Below are 16236 nucleotides of genomic sequence, written 5' to 3' on the forward strand. Positions count from 1 at the left end.
GCAAAAATAAGAGAAATATAGAGTATAAAAGGAATTTATAGTGTTTTTATACTTGATTTTAAGAGGGGTTTTTGGATAAATTTACCTAAATAGAAAATAAAGAATCCTATTGTATCAATGGTTTGAGCGATTTTTTGAGGAATATAATGGATTGATTTTTACAAAACTGTAATGTTTCTGTTGTTCTTTTTTATAATAAAGTAACATATTTTTAATGTTGTAGCAGACAAAAAAGCGGCTATCTCTTTACATAGACGAAGGAGATAGCCGTTTTCCTATTATTACGTATGTTACGAGTTAGTTTCAATTGCTTCTAATAATAAATCTACAATGTGAATTCCTCTCATTTTATGAGAAAGCCCTTCTCGCTCAATTCCTAATTTCATTTGTAATAAACAACCTGGATTTGCAGTAACAATGGTTGCTGCGTCTGTTTCATGCACACGGTCCATTTTGTAATCTAGAAATTCCATTGATAACTCTGAATGAACAATATTGTAAATACCAGCAGAGCCACAGCAGCGGTCCGCATCTTTCATTTCACGATATGTTGCACCTTGGATAGCCTCTAGTAACATACGAGGTTCAGAAGCTGTGCGCATAACATTGCGTAAATGACAAGAGTCTTGATACGTAATAATTTGCTGCGTGAGTCGTAAATCAGTTCGCTTATGGAAGTCTAGTTCTACTAGTATAGCAGTAATATCTTTAATCTTAGAAACAAACTGCTTAGCACGTTCAGCCCACTCTGGATCATCCTTTAAAAGATAATCATAGTCTACGAGGTAAGCTCCGCAACCACCTGCATTCGTAATAATATAGTCGATGTTTAAATCTTCGAATGCCTTTATATTTCGCTTTGCTAATTCTTTTGCTCCACTCTTTTCACCAGCATGTCCATGCAATGCACCGCAGCAACTTTGTGTTTTCGGAATAACGATATCACAACCAGCTAATTGAAGAAGTTTCATCGTTGCGTTATTTGTTTCTAAAAACATAGTATCCATTAAGCAGCCTGTGAAGAATGCAACTTGTTTTTTCTTTGTACTTTCTGCAGGTAAAAATGAAGGACGATCTTTCATTGCTTTCATTTTTGGCACTTTTGGCAAAATGAGATCCATCGTTGCAAGTGTTTCAGGGAATAACTTCATAATACCTGTTTTATGTGTTAGTGTTTGTAAACCAGAACGTTGATAAAATCCAATTAGTCCTGTTAATGTTCTCATTCGATTTTGATGGGGGAACAATCCTTCAAAAACGACTTTTCGAACAGCTTTCACTGGCATTGAGAATTTTTTATTTTGATTAATAATATCACGAGCTTCTTCTAATAAATGTCCATAATTTACACCAGATGGACAAACAGGCTCACAAGCACGGCAACCAAGACAAACGTTTAATGTATTTTCAACATCTTCATCTGGTTCGATTAAACCATCAACGATAGCTTTCATTAATGCGATACGTCCGCGCGGTGAATGTGACTCTTTATATCCGGATTGAATGTAGGTAGGACAAGTAGGTAAACAAAAACCGCATCGCATACAGTTTAGTAATTCATCTTCACTTAATCGTTCTTTAAATTCTTTTTGAATATTTTCTTTATTTAATGTGGTCATCGCTCAACCACCACTCTTTTTCGAGTGTCTTTCGCGAACATTTTTCCAGGATTCATAATGTTATTTGGATCGAAAGCTTGCTTTATTCCTTGCATAGCTGCAATACCTTCTTTACCTAATTTCATTTCTAAATATGGAGCTTTCATCGCACCAACACCATGTTCACCAGTAATTGTGCCACCAAGTTCAATTGCTTTCGTAAATATTTCAGCAAAAGCTTGTTCAGCTCGGTGCATTTCTTCTGCATTACGAGCGTCTGTCATACAAGTTGGATGTAAGTTACCGTCACCAGCGTGTCCAAACGTACAAATAGGAATATTATATTTTTTTGCAATGGCATTAATAGCTTCAACCATCGGAGCGATTTGTGAACGTGGTACAGTTGCATCTTCTAATATTGTAGTAGGTTTTAATCGTGCGAGCGCTGATAGTGCACTACGGCGAGCGGTACAAAGTGCATCTGCTTCCGTTTCATCTTTTGCAATGCGAACATCAACTGCATTCATAGAGCGGCAAACGTTAGCCATGTTTTCAATATCTCGATTGACTACTTCGGGCGGGCCGTCTTGTTCGATTAATAAAATTGCTTTTACATCTGTAGGTAAACCGATTTGTGCAAACTCTTCTACTACTTCAATTGTCGGTTGGTCTAAAAATTCCAGAGTTGCTGGAATAATTTTATTTGCAATAATAGAAGAAACAGCACGTGCAGCTTCATTAATATCTTCATAGAGTGCAAGCATTGTTTTCTTTGTTTCGGGCATAGGAACAAGTTTTAATATCGCTTCTGTTACCACGCCAAGTGTTCCTTCAGAGCCGATAAATAAACGAGTTAAATCGTAACCAGCTACATCTTTTGCTAATTTGCCGCCAGTACGAATAATATCACCATTTGGTAAGACAAGTTCAAGCCCCATTACATAATCACGTGTTACGCCATATTTCAAGCCGCGTAACCCACCTGAATTTTCATTAATATTGCCGCCGATTGTAGAAATCTTCATCGAACTTGGATCTGGCGGATAAAATAAACCTTTTTCTTCTACTGCTTTAATAATATCAAGTGTAATGACACCAGCTTGTACAGTAATTGTTAAGTTTTCTTCATCAATTTCTAAAATATTGTTCATATGGCGGAAAATAAGGACGATACCGCCTTCAAGTGGACATGTTCCTGCGCAAAGATTTGTTCCAGACCCACGAACATACACAGGAATTTTGTGAGTGTTACATACCTTTAACACTTCAGCTACTTCATTTGTATTACGTGGGGCAATGACTGCATCAGGCATTGCTTGGAAGTTTGGAGTGGCATCATAACTATAAGTTAAACGCCCCATATTGGATGTATCTACATTATCTTCGCCAACAATAGATACGAATGAATGAATAATTTGCTTTTCTAACATTGGAAATCCCCCTCAAACTGTTAACGTGTTTAGTTATAATAAACAACGTGGTAACAGTGCTTTCATTATAATGATAAAAAAGTAAAGGGATTCTTTCTATGTGTAATCATCTAAAGATTAATCTGTTTTATCGTTCTTTTTTGTATGATTATCTAATAGGAGGAGTGCGAAGTATAAAACGTTTAAGTCTTTGAATTGTTTTGGATCAAGTCCTGTATGCTCTTCAATCTTTTTTAGCCTGTAATGTAATGTGTTAATGTGTATATGTAATTGTTTAGCTGTCTGTTTATAAGATTGGTTATAATCGATAAATAAGCGTAAGGTGTGCATAAGCTCAGGAGATGATAGTAAGTTTTCGATGGTACGCTCTAGAAATTGTTCACGCGTTTCGGCAGAAATATCTTGTAAACACATTTCTAAACGTAAATCTTCATTAAATACAATTTGTTTCGTTTCCAATGATACAGAAAGAGCACGTAATGCTTGTTCGTAAGATATGTTCATATTGTTTGGGGTAACTGTTTGTCCAATCCCGATATATAAAGGAATAGAAAATAAAGCTTCGCATTCTTGTTTTAATCGTTTTAAAAATTGGTATGTTTGCTCGTTGGAGCTCATCGCTGTAAATAAAATAAAACGATCATTTCCCCACCGAACAAATAGATGCTCTTTTGTTAATATATTGCGTATATGTTGCCATATTTTACGCTGGAGCATCGTGTCATTTTTTCCAATAGAAAACAAAATAAGTTGTTTCTTCTTATATAAATCAATGCCAAGTGTTTTGGCGCGATCGAGAAAACTTGGAGACCATTCTGTATTTTGAAGCCAATCAAAGACGAAAGCTTCATAAGAACGGTGCTCAAGTTCTAGTTGCTCTAAAAAGTAGTTTTCATGAATTAATAACTCGGTCATCTTACGCAATATTTCTCCATAGCGTGAAATATTTTCAGGTTCTCCTGTAATTCCAATAACACCAATTACTTCGTCATGAAATAATAAAGGAAGATTCATTCCAGCCTTTACACCTTGCAACTGCCTTTCATCTTCTGTTGTAATGATGACAGTTTTCTTTTGGTTAGCGCAGCGGAGTGCACCTTCATGAAATTGACCAATTCTTTCTGTATCTGTACTTGCAATAATAACGCCTTGTATATTAATAATAATAATATTCTCTGTAATTAGTCTGCGTACTTCTCGTACAATTTTATTCGCTAAATCAGGAAATAGCATAATTGACACACCTCAAATTCTATTTGTTGTACATTATATATGTAAATTGAGTAAGAAAGGAAAATTTCACACTTTCCACACATTTATTTGTTATTTTACAATTATAACGAAATCATCCGAAGATGGAGGGAATCTTTTGAGAAAGTATGTTTTTCTTCTCTGTTTTTTATTTCTATTAGTAGGGTGTCAAGGAAGTTCATATACACCAATTGCTAAAGATAAAAATGTTATTATAACAACGAATATAAAAGAAGGCAGCATTAGTTTTATTGATAAAAAAAATAAAAAGTTAATCACGACATGGGAACTAAATGAGCCAATGGCCGGAATCACACTGCTTCCAAACGGTGAGGAAATCCTTGTATACGGTAAGCAATTAGAATATATGTATGTATATTCATTGGCGGAAGGAAGGCAAGTGGAAAAATATAAAACTGGAAAGGGCATTGTAAATGTGGTCGTATCAGAAGATAAAAAGCAATTATTTGCTGCCGATCAAAATGTTCAAAAGGTAAGGTTCTTTACGATAAATGGGAAAGAGACAGGAAATGTTTCAACAGGAAAAGGTCCTATAACGATGGTAGAGTATCATAATCGGTTATCTGTACTAAACTTTTATGATACGAAACTAACGACAATTGATACGAAGAAAAAAGAAGTTGTTCAATCCTTTATGATTCCGCCAGCATCAACCGGAGCAACGATTAGTCCTGATGGGAAAGAAATATGGATTGGCGGACATGGTGATGGAAATCAAGTAAATGAGAAAGTGTTAGTGTATTCTTTACAGGGGGGAGAAATGGTGCGCTCTTTACACGCTCCATTTATGCCTGTGAATATAACGAAGGATAGTAAGTACGTATATGCACTAAGTCATGGTTCGAACACACTTAGAAAGTTTGATATTAGCACATATAAAGAAATAGCTTCTGTAGAAGTAGGATCGAATCCATTTGCATTTTTGGAGAGCGGAGCAGAAGGATATGTAGCAAGTTATGATAGTGATGAAGTGTGCGTTATGGATATGAAGAATTTGAAAATAAAACAAACAATTAAAGTCGGAAAAGGACCGTTTCAACTCATAGAGAGGGAAGGAAAGGATAATGAATAAATATAGAGTGCTAGTTGTAGATGATGAAAGTGATATGAGGCAGCTTGTTGGAATGTATTTGGACAACTTCGGATATGAGTGGGGAGAAGCTGAAAATGGAAAAGAGGCTCTTAAAAAACTAGAAACAGATCATTATGATTTCGTTGTATTAGATATTATGATGCCAGAAATGGATGGACTTTCAGTTTGTAAAGAAATTAGAAAAACGTCAGATGTGCCGATTATATTTTTAACCGCAAAAGGTGAAGAGTGGAATAGGGTGAACGGCTTACGTATGGGAGCGGATGATTATATTGTAAAACCGTTTAGTCCTGGTGAATTGGTTGCCCGTATGGAAGCTGTGTTAAGAAGATATACAAAGCAAGAACAGCAAGAAGAGATTCAATTTGGACCAATTCTTATCAATGAAAAAAGTAGACGAATAGAGGCGGATGGTGAGCCGATTTCTCTTACAGTAAAAGAGTTTGATTTACTATATTTTCTTTGTCAGCATACAGGACAAGTATTTAGCCGGGAACAATTACTTGAAAAGGTATGGGGATATGATTATGCGGGAAGTACAAGAACAGTAGATACGCACGTGAAAACGATGCGCTTGAAGCTTGGAGAAAGTGGAAACTACATTCAAACTGTTTGGGGTGTAGGCTATAAATTCGAGGTGTAACGTATGTTTACGATGGTACAAAAACTTTGGCTTACAGTAGTGTGTGCAGTATGTGTAACAGTGTCCTTTCTTTATTTCGTATCTTTATACTCATATGAAAAACTATACGTTGATAATTTAAAAGGTTCATTAGTAATGGAAGGGAAAAATCTTGCTGCTCAGTATGATAAGCGCGAAGGAATATCAATTTTTGAAGGGAAAGTAAGATCATTTGATCAAATATCTAGTTCAGACGTTCTTTTCGTGTCTAATCCGCGTGATTTAAGTGCATGTTTACCTTTTGATGTGCATCATCATTCTCTTATAAGTGAAGGAGATAGGCAAACGCTATTAGATGGGAAAACTGTGACAAAGATAGGATATGAAGAACATTTTGAACGTAATATTATGGGGGTTGTCATCCCTGTATTGGAAAATAAAAAATTAGTCGGAATTGTATATTCTTATATTCCTTTAAAAAGTATAAAAGACTTAATATATGATATGGGTCTTATTTTAGCACCACTAGCAATTGCTATGATTTTAATTACGATATGGGTTGGAAGAAAAATTATAATTGCAATTACGAAGCCACTTTCGCAAATGGAGCGGGTTGCAAATCATTTGGCTACGGGAGATTTTTCGGAGCGGATTACAGTTTCTTCAGAGGATGAAATTGGACGATTAGGAAAAGCATTTAATAAAATGGCAAATTCATTAGAAACAGAAGATGTAAAGCGTAAGGAATTTTTAGCAAATGTTTCGCATGAACTTAGAACACCACTTAGTTATATAAAAGGGTATAGCGAGGCTATTTTAGATGGTGTTGCAAAGGGAGCTCAGCAGGAAAAAGTAACCCAGCTAATTCATAAAGAAGCAGGTCGTATGCAGCGTCTCGTTCATGACTTGTTAGACTTAGCACAATTAGAAGGTGAGCACTTTCCGTTAAAGAAGCAACCTATCGTTTTTTCACAGCTGATTGAAGACGTATTAGATACGTATGAGATTAAGTTTATAGAAAAGGAAATTCATATTTCAACCAATTTAAATCCAGAGGTCATTGTCATGATTGATGAGGATCGTATGCAACAAGTGCTTCATAATGTGTTAGATAATGCGATACGATATACAAATCAAAAAGGAAATATCGTTATAACTTTAGAGCAAATCGATGATTACTGTGAATTAAAAATAAAAGATACAGGAATTGGCATTGATATAGAGCATTTAGAAAATCTTGGCGAGCGCTTTTACCGAGTTGATAAAGCGAGAAGTCGTCAACATGGTGGAACAGGTTTAGGCCTTGCTATTGTGAGACAAATTGTTCATATACATGGTGGACAGTGGAAAATTAAAAGTGAAAAAGATAAGGGAACAACGGTTATTATTAAACTGAATGTACAGGATGAGGTGGGCATGTTCTAATTTTTAGGACATGTTCTTTATATTGAAGGGAATATTTATCTCGCTATTTGCCGGGCAGTAAGCCCCCCACCTCAAAATTCAGCGGAAGCAAAGAAGTTAGGTGGGGGATGAAAAAAAACCTACTGATTAAAGTTTCACTTTATACGTAAAAATATAAATTAATATGTAATAAATATCGGAAATTTGACTATTTTATGAACAAAACATTTGTACTTCTTATCAATTCGGTCTAAAATAGTTATGATGCAAAGTTCTTATAAATCGTTTCAATTGTTGTTTGGAAGATACTGAGGTGATTTAACTGGAGTACAAATCTATTAAACCGAAAAAAATTTACGAAGAAGTATCTGAAGCTATTTTAACAATGATTAAAAATGGTACGTTAAAACCTGGTGACAAACTACTCCCTGTGCATCAATTAGCTGAGCAGTTTCAAGTTGGCAGATCTGCTGTTCGTGAAGCGCTAAGTGCGCTAAGAGCGATGGGCTTAATTGAGATGAAACAAGGAGAAGGTACATATGTGAAGAACTTCGATTCTTCTTCATTAACAAAATCATTAAACAATAGATTATTAATGAAGAAAGAAGATATTTTGAATTTATTAGAAGTACGAAAGGTGCTTGAAGTGGGGGCAGTTCGAGTAGCGGCGGCAAAACGTACGGAAGATAATTTACAAAATATGAAACATTGGTTAGATGAAATGGCAAAGAGCATTGGAGATGAAAAGGCTGGCGAAAAAGCTGATTTTCAATTTCATATGGGAATTGCAGAGTCTTCGCATAATAACATTTTGCTTGAACTCATGAATCATGTTTCAGAGATGATTGCTGAAACAATTGGTGAATCAAGACGCATTATTTTATATGGTGAACAAACGACATCAGAACGACTTATAGAAGAGCATCAAGTTATATATGATGCGGTGTTAAAACAAGATGTAGAATTAGCGCAGCAAGCAATGCTAGATCATTTAACAAATGTAGAACATATTGTCACAGGTAAAAACGATATAAATTCGTAATTTAATCTTTTAAAAATTTAATTTTCTGATAAAATAGAGAAAGATTAAGTAAGCGTTTTCTTTAGGAGAGGGAGAGGATAGGCCATGGTTGAGCCTATTTCTTCTCTACTCAGTCATCTGATGACCATATGTTTGTTGGCGAAGTTGTAAAAAGGGGGAGTAATAGTTATGAAAGTTACTTTATTTGTTACTTGTTTAGTCGATATGTTTGAAACAAATGTCGGTAAAGCAACAGTTGAAGTGTTGGAGCGTTTAGGTTGTGAAATTGAATTTCCAGAAGCACAAGTTTGTTGTGGTCAGCCTGCTTATAATAGCGGCCATGTAGAAGCAGCAAAAGAAGCGATGAAACATATGATTGAAACTTTTGAAGATGCAGAATATATTGTTACACCATCTGGCTCGTGTGCGACAATGTTTCATGAGTATCCGCATGTTTTCAAAGATGATCCAAAGTGGGCTAAACGTGCACAAAAAGTTGCTGATAAAACTTATGAATTTACACAGTTTATTGTAGATGTTTTAAAAGTTACAGATGTTGGTGCAAGTTTATCAGGGATAGCTACTATTCATAAATCATGTCATATGACACGTATGCTCGGAGTAAAAGAAGCACCAGGGATTTTATTATCAAATGTAAAAGGATTAACTGTGAGAGATTTGCCAAACGTGCAAAATTGTTGTGGGTTTGGGGGAACGTTTTCAGTTAAGATGACTCCAATCTCTGAGCAAATGGTAGATGAAAAAGTAGATAGTGTAATGGAAACAGGTGCAGATTATTTAATCGGTGCAGATTGTGGGTGTTTGTTAAACATTGGCGGACGTATTGAGCGTTTAGGAAAAGAAGTAAAAGTAATGCATATTGCTGAGGTACTGAATAGTCGCTCATGAAGGGGGAACATAAGCTATGTCTATGAAAATCAGTGAGAAAAAATTTAATGATCGCGTTGGTGATGGAATTCAAGATTCGTTTATGCGCGGAGCAGTATCTTCGGCACAAACGCGCTTATATACGAATCGCTTAAAAGCCGCAGATGAATTAGGAAACTGGGAAGAGTGGCGTGAACTAGGTGAACAAATCCGTCAACATACGTTAGAAAATCTTGATTATTACTTAATGCAGTTAAGTGAAAATGTATCAAAAAGAGGCGGACACGTGTACTTTGCGAAGACGAAAGAGGAAGCAGCAAAGTATATTCAAGACGTCGCCAAAAAGAAACAAGCGAAAAAAGTAGTAAAATCAAAGTCGATGGTAACAGAAGAAATCAGTATGAACCATGCGCTTGAAGAGATTGGCTGTGAAGTGTTAGAGAGTGATTTAGGAGAGTATATCTTGCAAGTAGATAACGATCCACCTTCACATATTATTGCACCTGCACTTCATAAAAATAGAACGCAAATTCGCGATGTATTTAAAGAAAAGCTAGGCTATGAAAATTCTGATGACCCGTATGAAATGACAAAGTTTGTTCGTAAACAACTTCGTGAGAAATTTATGGATGCAGAAATTGGTGTAACTGGTTGTAACTTTGCTGTTGCAAATACGGGCTCCCTTTGTTTAGTAACGAATGAAGGTAATGCAGATCTTGTTATGTCAATTCCGAAAACACAAATTGCAGTAATGGGTATGGAACGTATGGTTCCGACAATGGAAGAATTAGATGTTTTAGTTGGTTTACTATGTCGTAGTGCAGTAGGTCAAAAATTAACAAGTTATGTAACAGTAGCAGGACCAATTCAAGAAGAGGAAGTTGATGGACCTGAAGAATTCCATTTAGTTGTTGTTGATAATGGTCGCTCTCAAATTCTTGGATCTGAATTCCGTTCAGTATTACAATGTATTCGTTGCGCTGCTTGTGTTAACGTATGTCCTGTATATCGTCACGTTGGTGGACATTCATATGGATCGATTTATTCAGGACCAATCGGCGCGGTATTAACACCGCTTCTAGGTGGATATGATGATTATAAAGAGCTTCCTTATGCATCTAGTTTATGCGGAGCATGTACAGAAGCTTGTCCAGTAAAAATTCCATTGCATGATTTATTATTAAAACATCGTCAAGTCATCGTTGAGCAAGAAGGTCGTGCACCACTTGCAGAAAAACTAGCGATGAAAATGTTTAGTATGGGTGCTTCTTCAGCTGCTTTATATAAAATGGGTTCAAAAATGGCACCAGCGGCAATGAGTCCATTTACATCTGGTAATCGTGTATCAAAAGGTGTTGGGCCACTTAAAAACTGGACGGATATTCGTGAATTCCCAGCTCCAAGTAAAGAACGATTCCGTGATTGGTATAAAGATCATAAGAAAGGCGGGGATAAATAATGACAGGATTAATTCAAAACCGTGATGCCTTTCTAGATAACATTGCAAAAGAACTTGGGCGCGCGCGTAAAACAGAAGGTGTAGAGCGTCCAGTATGGAAAAGTAATGTGAATATAGAAACGTTAAAAGATTATTCACAAGAAGAATTACTAGAAGTGTTTAAAAATCAATGTACAAACATTCATACAACTGTAGTAGAAACGACAAATGAACGTTTACGTGAAGACCTTCAACAAGTAATCATGGAAAACGGCGGAGGACCTATTTTATTATCAGCGGATGAGCGTTTTGATGCATATGGTTTAACATCTTTATTTAAAGAAGAACTTCCAAAGCGAGACGTTGAAGTAAACGTATGGGATCCAGAGAGAAAAGACGGAAATATGCGTTTAGCTGAAAAAGCGAATATTGGTATTGCATTTAGTGATTATACATTAGCTGAATCTGGTACAATTGTTGTACAAAGTCATAAAGGACAAGGACGTTCTTTACATTTTTTACCGACTGTATATTTAGCTATTATTCCACGTGAAACACTTGTGCCTCGTATTACACAAGCAGTTCAGGATATGAACTCACGTGTAGAAGATGGCGAGACAGCGGCATCTTGTATTAACTTTATTACAGGACCAAGTAACTCGGCTGACATTGAGATGAATCTTGTTGTCGGAGTACATGGACCATTAAAAGCAATATATTTCATCGTATAAAAGAGGGGAAAGCAGGCCAGAAAATGGCCTGCTTTTTTAGTAGAATAATGGATAATATGAAGTAGAAGTTCTCTCCTTTTTTTGCTATGTTTTTTGGGAAAGGAGAGGAAGGGATGTTCACTTATTTATATGCACTGTTAGCAGGGATGGTGTTTGGTTCATTTTTTATGTTAGTTGCGATGAGGGTTCCATTAGGGGAGTCTATCATTACCCCGCGTTCACATTGTCATTATTGTAAATATGTGCTAAGGCCAAAAGAACTAATCCCCATCATTTCATTTTATATACAAAGAGGCTGTTGTACGAATTGTAAGAGGCAAATTCCGATTATGTATGTAGCATTTGAATGTATAACAGGAAGTATATTTCTTCTTACCGTGTATATGATTGGAATAGAACGAGAGCTTATTATCATTTTATCCCTCTTTTCGCTACTTCTTATTATTTCACTTACAGATTACTTATATATGTTAATTCCTGATTGTATTTTAATTTCATTTGCCGTTTTACTCATTCTCGAAAGTGTTTTTGTACAATTAGTTACTTGGACAGATAGTATAGTTGGTAGTGGTGTTATATTCATTTTGTTATATTGCATGCAAAAGATGTATCCAGAAGGGCTTGGCGGTGGAGATATAAAACTACTTTCGTTGCTTGGGTTTATAGTAGGAGTGAAGGGAGTTTTTATCATTTTATTTTTAGCATCTTGTTTTAGTCTTTGTTTTTTCGGGATTGGGATCGTATTAAAGCGTATAGAAGTACGAAAGCCCATTCCATTTGGTCCTTTTATTAGCCTTGGGGCAATATGTTATGTATTGGTCGCATATTCAAAGTAGAGAGGGAATAGAAAATGAACGTATATATGGATGATCAAAGAAGTTGTCCGTTCGGGTATGTGCCGGCAACTACAGTAGAATGTACCTTACAAATGGTTCGGGATTATGGTGTGAATATTCTTTCCCTTGATTTTAATATGGGATGGGGAGAAAAAAGTGGACTAGATTTTGTAGAAGCCTTTTGTACAGAAGGGTTATATGTAAATGAAATTCACCTTCATACGAATGATATCATCGGTATGCATAAGATGAAACAAAGATTGGATAAGGGAAAGGAAGAAGGAGAAATTAATCCTCACCTTGTTGTTAAATATGTGGGAAGCTAAAAACTCCAAAGTAAAACTTTGGAGTTTTTAATGTTTCATATGTGCTTGTAAAGGAATAATCTCTTCTTGTTGAGCTGCTGCGATTTCAGTTTCTTCCTGTTGAACGTCAGGTGTTTTCTTAGTTAAGTAGTGGTATACCATACCGACAAATACTGATCCGCCAATAATGTTACCGATTGTAACAGGAATTAAGTTATGAATAGCACCTGAAAAAGAAATTGTCTCAGGATGCGGTGAAACTAAAGATAAAGCAAAGAGTGATAAGTTTGCAATACTATGTTCGTAACCAGATAAGAAGAATGTGAAAACAAGTAGCATCATGACCATTATTTTTGCTGTGTCACCTTTGACCTGAGAAGGTAAGAAGCAAGCAAGACATACGAGCCAGTTACATAAAATGGCTTTAAAGAATAACTGCATTGTAGGTGTGTTCATCTTTCCTTCAACGACTTTACTCATTAAGTGACCGTGATCAATTGCTTCAAAAATTCCAGTTGCGTAAAATAGTAAGGCAAAGAATAACGCGCCACCTAAGTTACCTGCGTAACAAGCAACCCAGTTACGCAGTGTATCAGAAATCGTTGTTTCCTTTCTTAAAGTTGCTACAGTAAAGTACATTGTGTTTCCAGTAAACAATTCAGCACCACCATATATAATAAGTACGAGAGCAATCCCGAAAAACATAGAAGCAGCTAAATAAGTTGCTGGTGAATCTGCAATGTGAAAAAAATTACCTAATTTAAAACATAGTACAATAATAAAACCGATATAAATACCCGCAAGTGCAGCACGAATGAAATATTGCATTGGGTTTATATCTAGCATTTTCTTTTTGCTTTTAGCCAGTTTGACAACATAATCTAGTCCTTGTTCTAGCATGAGTAATACGCTCCTTTAGTAAATCTTCTATAAATACTCCTTATATGAATAAAGTACATGGAATTGTTCTCACTTTCAATAAGTTTGTGCAATGTTTCACAAAAAGGACATACATATATTGAGAAAGCGTTTGCAAAAGATAGTATAATGGAATTTTTTCTGGATATTGAGAGGAAGAAAGCAAAAAGAAAAAGCGCTGTAATTACAGCGCTTTTTCGTCTAAATTCTTTTCTACTTTTACTTCTACTTCTTTTGAGAAGAACCAACCACCAACTGCGATTCCGACTAATACAATCCAGAATGTAAGCTTCCACGGAGTGGATTCTGGGAATGAATGTGGAATTACATTTAATGCAGGGTGTGCTAATGTATAAACTGCTAGCTTTACACCAACCCAACCTACAATTAAGAATGCTGCAGTTTCAAGTCCTGGTTTACGTTTTAAGATTTGTACGAAAGCAGTTGCTGCAAATCGCATAATGATTAATCCGATAAGTCCACCCACAAAGATAACAACGAATTGCCCAGTATCAAGACTACCAATTGTACCTAATCCTGTTTTTGGTAAAGTCATTGCTAGTGCAACAGCAGCTAAAATTGAATCAACTGCGAAGGCGATATCAGCAACCTCAACTTTAAATACAGTCCACCAAAAGTTCTCTTGTTTTTTCTTTGCTTCTTTTTCTTCAGTTTCTTCATCCGTATTCTTTTTAACATACGTTTTAAATAAGTGATTACCAGCGATAAACATAAGGTAGATGGCACCGATTGCTTGCACTTGCCATACATCGACTAAGAACGAAATCATAAATAACGATCCGAATCGGAAAACAAATGCCCCCGCTAATCCATAAAATAGTGCTTTCTTTCGTTTTTCTTCTGGTAAATGTTTTACCATAATTGCAAGAACAAGAGCGTTATCAGCCGCTAAAATTCCTTCAAGTGCAATTAGGATGAGTAATACCCAACCATACTCCAATAATAATGATACATCCATGTACATTCTCCTCTCATTTCTATAAGTTCTAAATAAGTGAAGAATTTCCCCACTATTTAGTTTCCCCATACTCCTGCCTATTAACTTTGGAAGAATCTGGAAATGAATACAAAAAAGACCTCTGCCGTTAATAGGCAAAGGTCTTGCTAGACATATGTAATGAAAATGCCAACAAAGCCGGAAGAACTAAGTTCTACGTAATGACGACTTTGTTTCCAAGAAATTTTCTTGGACGCTACTCCCCTTTGGAGATATGCTATTGTATTCTCATTATATGGATAATTTCTACGGTTGTCAACCTGTTAAAATATCTTCATTCGGATATTTTATTTTCCGGTTCTTTTTACGAGCAAATGAAAAAGCCAATGTTAAAGGACCCATTTTCCCAAAAAACATCATAAAGATAATAATAGCTTTTCCGATTATAGTTAAGTGGGGTGTTAAGTTCATACTGAGGCCAACAGTCCCAAATGCTGAAAATACTTCGAAAGCACTCATCAATAGAGGAACTCGCTCAGTAATACTCAAAATTAAAATAGCAAAAAAGATAAATGAAATGGAAATAATAGTAATAGTTAATGATTTGACAATGAGAGTATCTTTAATGGACTTTTTAAATACGACAATATCCTCTTGTTCTTGTAGAAATTTAAATACGCCAAAAAATATGATTAAAAATGTTGTTAACTTAATCCCACCACCCGTTGAAGCGCTACCAGCACCAATAAACATAAGGAGCATCATTAATAGGAGGGAAGGTTTTGACAATGTAGAAATATCAACTGTATTAAACCCGGCAGTTCGCGTTGAAATTGCTTGAAAATAAGAGGCTATTCCTTCTTCAAATGGGGTAAAACCTCTCATAGAAAGGGAGTTATGGAACTCGAATATAAAAATAAAAAGGGTAGCAATAATGTTGACGATTAGAGTAGAAGAAAGCATAAGTTTTGAATGTAGTGTAAGGTTTTTAAAGTTTTTCTTTCTTTTTATGTCTACGATTACTGTAAAACCTATTCCACCTAAAATGATGAGAGAGGAAATGACGAAATTGACAAGAATGCTATGAGAATGGGACATTAAATTATCGCTCCACACAGAAAAACCAGCATTGTTAAAGGCTGAGATTGAATGGAAAAAACTATAATAGATCCCTTTGGTAACCCCATATTTTGGTACCCACTCAAAAGAAAGAATTAAAGTAGCGATACATTCGACTGTAAAAGAGAATAAAAATAACGATTTGGCAAGACGGATGACGCCGCCGATATTCGTTTGATTTAATGCTTGTTGTAATAAAATACGGTTTTGAAGACCGATTTTTCTTCCGAGCATAATCGCAATTAAGACAGCAAAGCTCATAATGCCAAGCCCGCCAACTTGTATAAGCGCTAAAATGACACATTGTCCAAATAAAGTAAACATTTTTCCGGTATCTACAACACCAAGCCCAGTAACAGTACAAGCGGAAACGGTTGTAAATAAGGCATCGAGCCATGAAATGGACGTTGTCGTAGCAATGGGCAGTTTTAATAAGCATGTGCCGACAACTGATAATAGAAGAAAAGATAAAGTAAGAACGCGGGGAGGGCTCATGCTAATATTAATCCGTTTCATTTCACATATCGCTCCTTTCATTTTGCTTTGATTAGTATGTGAAAAAGCACTATTATGTATGTTGAAAATAGAAAGAGGCAGAGAATA

The 16236-nt window shown here is 35.7% G+C and carries 15 protein-coding genes and 1 riboswitch; of the genes, 9 read left to right on the top strand and 6 right to left on the bottom strand.

All coding sequences use genetic code 11. The annotated features are described in order from the left end of the window. Nucleotides 1-290: 290 nt before the first annotated feature. The 3 genes from AC0ONG_RS05190 to AC0ONG_RS05200 all read right to left on the bottom strand — a co-directional run bounded on the left by AC0ONG_RS05190 (nt 291) and on the right by AC0ONG_RS05200 (nt 4270). Complete coding sequence (locus AC0ONG_RS05190; protein ID WP_000209615.1) at nt 291-1619, bottom strand: (Fe-S)-binding protein; 1329 nt, start codon at nt 1617-1619, stop codon at nt 291-293. Next, nucleotides 1616-3028, bottom strand: coding sequence for a glycolate oxidase subunit GlcD (glcD, locus tag AC0ONG_RS05195; RefSeq protein WP_136997181.1), 1413 nt, complete (start codon nt 3026-3028; stop codon nt 1616-1618). The genes AC0ONG_RS05190 and glcD overlap by 4 nt, the downstream gene beginning before the upstream one ends. A 117-nt stretch (nt 3029-3145) precedes the next feature. Continuing rightward, nucleotides 3146-4270 (bottom strand): CdaR family transcriptional regulator, encoded by a 1125-nt coding sequence (locus AC0ONG_RS05200; RefSeq protein ID WP_074789367.1) that lies wholly within the window; start codon nt 4268-4270, stop codon nt 3146-3148. A gap of 127 nt (nt 4271-4397) precedes the next feature. Between AC0ONG_RS05200 and AC0ONG_RS05205 the strand changes: the two genes are divergently transcribed. From AC0ONG_RS05205 to AC0ONG_RS05245, 9 genes are all read left to right on the top strand, one after another. Continuing rightward, the gene (locus AC0ONG_RS05205) at nt 4398-5372 is read left to right on the top strand and encodes a YncE family protein (RefSeq protein WP_001234158.1); all 975 of its coding nucleotides are present in this window, start codon (nt 4398-4400) and stop codon (nt 5370-5372) included. Then, nucleotides 5365-6036, top strand: coding sequence for a response regulator transcription factor (locus AC0ONG_RS05210; RefSeq protein WP_001046396.1), 672 nt, complete (start codon nt 5365-5367; stop codon nt 6034-6036). Before AC0ONG_RS05205 ends, AC0ONG_RS05210 begins: the two co-directional genes overlap by 8 nt. Before the next feature lie 3 nt (nt 6037-6039). Continuing rightward, nucleotides 6040-7440 (top strand): sensor histidine kinase, encoded by a 1401-nt coding sequence (locus AC0ONG_RS05215; protein WP_016077953.1) that lies wholly within the window; start codon nt 6040-6042, stop codon nt 7438-7440. Between the two features lie 331 nt (nt 7441-7771). Further along, the gene (locus AC0ONG_RS05220) at nt 7772-8461 is read left to right on the top strand and encodes a FadR/GntR family transcriptional regulator (protein ID WP_254904515.1); all 690 of its coding nucleotides are present in this window, start codon (nt 7772-7774) and stop codon (nt 8459-8461) included. 168 nt (nt 8462-8629) lie between these two features. Continuing rightward, complete coding sequence (locus tag AC0ONG_RS05225; protein ID WP_000869152.1) at nt 8630-9349, top strand: (Fe-S)-binding protein; 720 nt, start codon at nt 8630-8632, stop codon at nt 9347-9349. 16 nt (nt 9350-9365) lie between these two features. Continuing rightward, entirely contained in the window at nt 9366-10787 is a 1422-nt protein-coding gene (locus AC0ONG_RS05230) for a LutB/LldF family L-lactate oxidation iron-sulfur protein (RefSeq protein ID WP_000061930.1), read from the top strand. Then, nucleotides 10787-11497 carry a LutC/YkgG family protein gene (locus AC0ONG_RS05235; protein WP_000147194.1) on the top strand — a complete coding sequence of 237 codons (711 nt, stop codon included), beginning with the start codon at nt 10787-10789 and terminating at the stop codon, nt 11495-11497. The genes AC0ONG_RS05230 and AC0ONG_RS05235 overlap by 1 nt, the downstream gene beginning before the upstream one ends. 113 nt (nt 11498-11610) lie before the next feature. Continuing rightward, nucleotides 11611-12333: a prepilin peptidase gene (locus AC0ONG_RS05240; RefSeq protein ID WP_016077952.1), complete on the top strand. Its 723-nt coding sequence runs from the start codon at nt 11611-11613 to the stop codon at nt 12331-12333. A 14-nt stretch (nt 12334-12347) separates the two neighbouring features. Next, nucleotides 12348-12659, top strand: a complete 312-nt coding sequence (locus AC0ONG_RS05245; RefSeq protein ID WP_001103766.1) for a cyclic-phosphate processing receiver domain-containing protein — start codon at nt 12348-12350, stop codon at nt 12657-12659. A 27-nt stretch (nt 12660-12686) separates the two neighbouring features. Here the strand turns inward: AC0ONG_RS05245 and AC0ONG_RS05250 are convergent, their stop codons facing one another. The 3 genes from AC0ONG_RS05250 to AC0ONG_RS05260 form a co-directional block, all read right to left on the bottom strand. Further along, nucleotides 12687-13538, bottom strand: coding sequence for a formate/nitrite transporter family protein (locus AC0ONG_RS05250; protein ID WP_016077951.1), 852 nt, complete (start codon nt 13536-13538; stop codon nt 12687-12689). A gap of 202 nt (nt 13539-13740) precedes the next feature. Further along, complete coding sequence (locus AC0ONG_RS05255) at nt 13741-14535, bottom strand: TerC family protein (protein ID WP_000383326.1); 795 nt, start codon at nt 14533-14535, stop codon at nt 13741-13743. A gap of 82 nt (nt 14536-14617) precedes the next feature. Continuing rightward, nucleotides 14618-14791: riboswitch (yybP-ykoY riboswitch) on the bottom strand. 38 nt (nt 14792-14829) lie between these two features. Further along, on the bottom strand, nt 14830-16149 hold the full coding sequence (locus AC0ONG_RS05260; protein ID WP_000822358.1) for a TrkH family potassium uptake protein: 1320 nt from the start codon (nt 16147-16149) through the stop codon (nt 14830-14832). Nucleotides 16150-16236 lie beyond the last annotated feature (87 nt).

Source organism: Bacillus sp. TCT6, assembly GCF_056033845.1.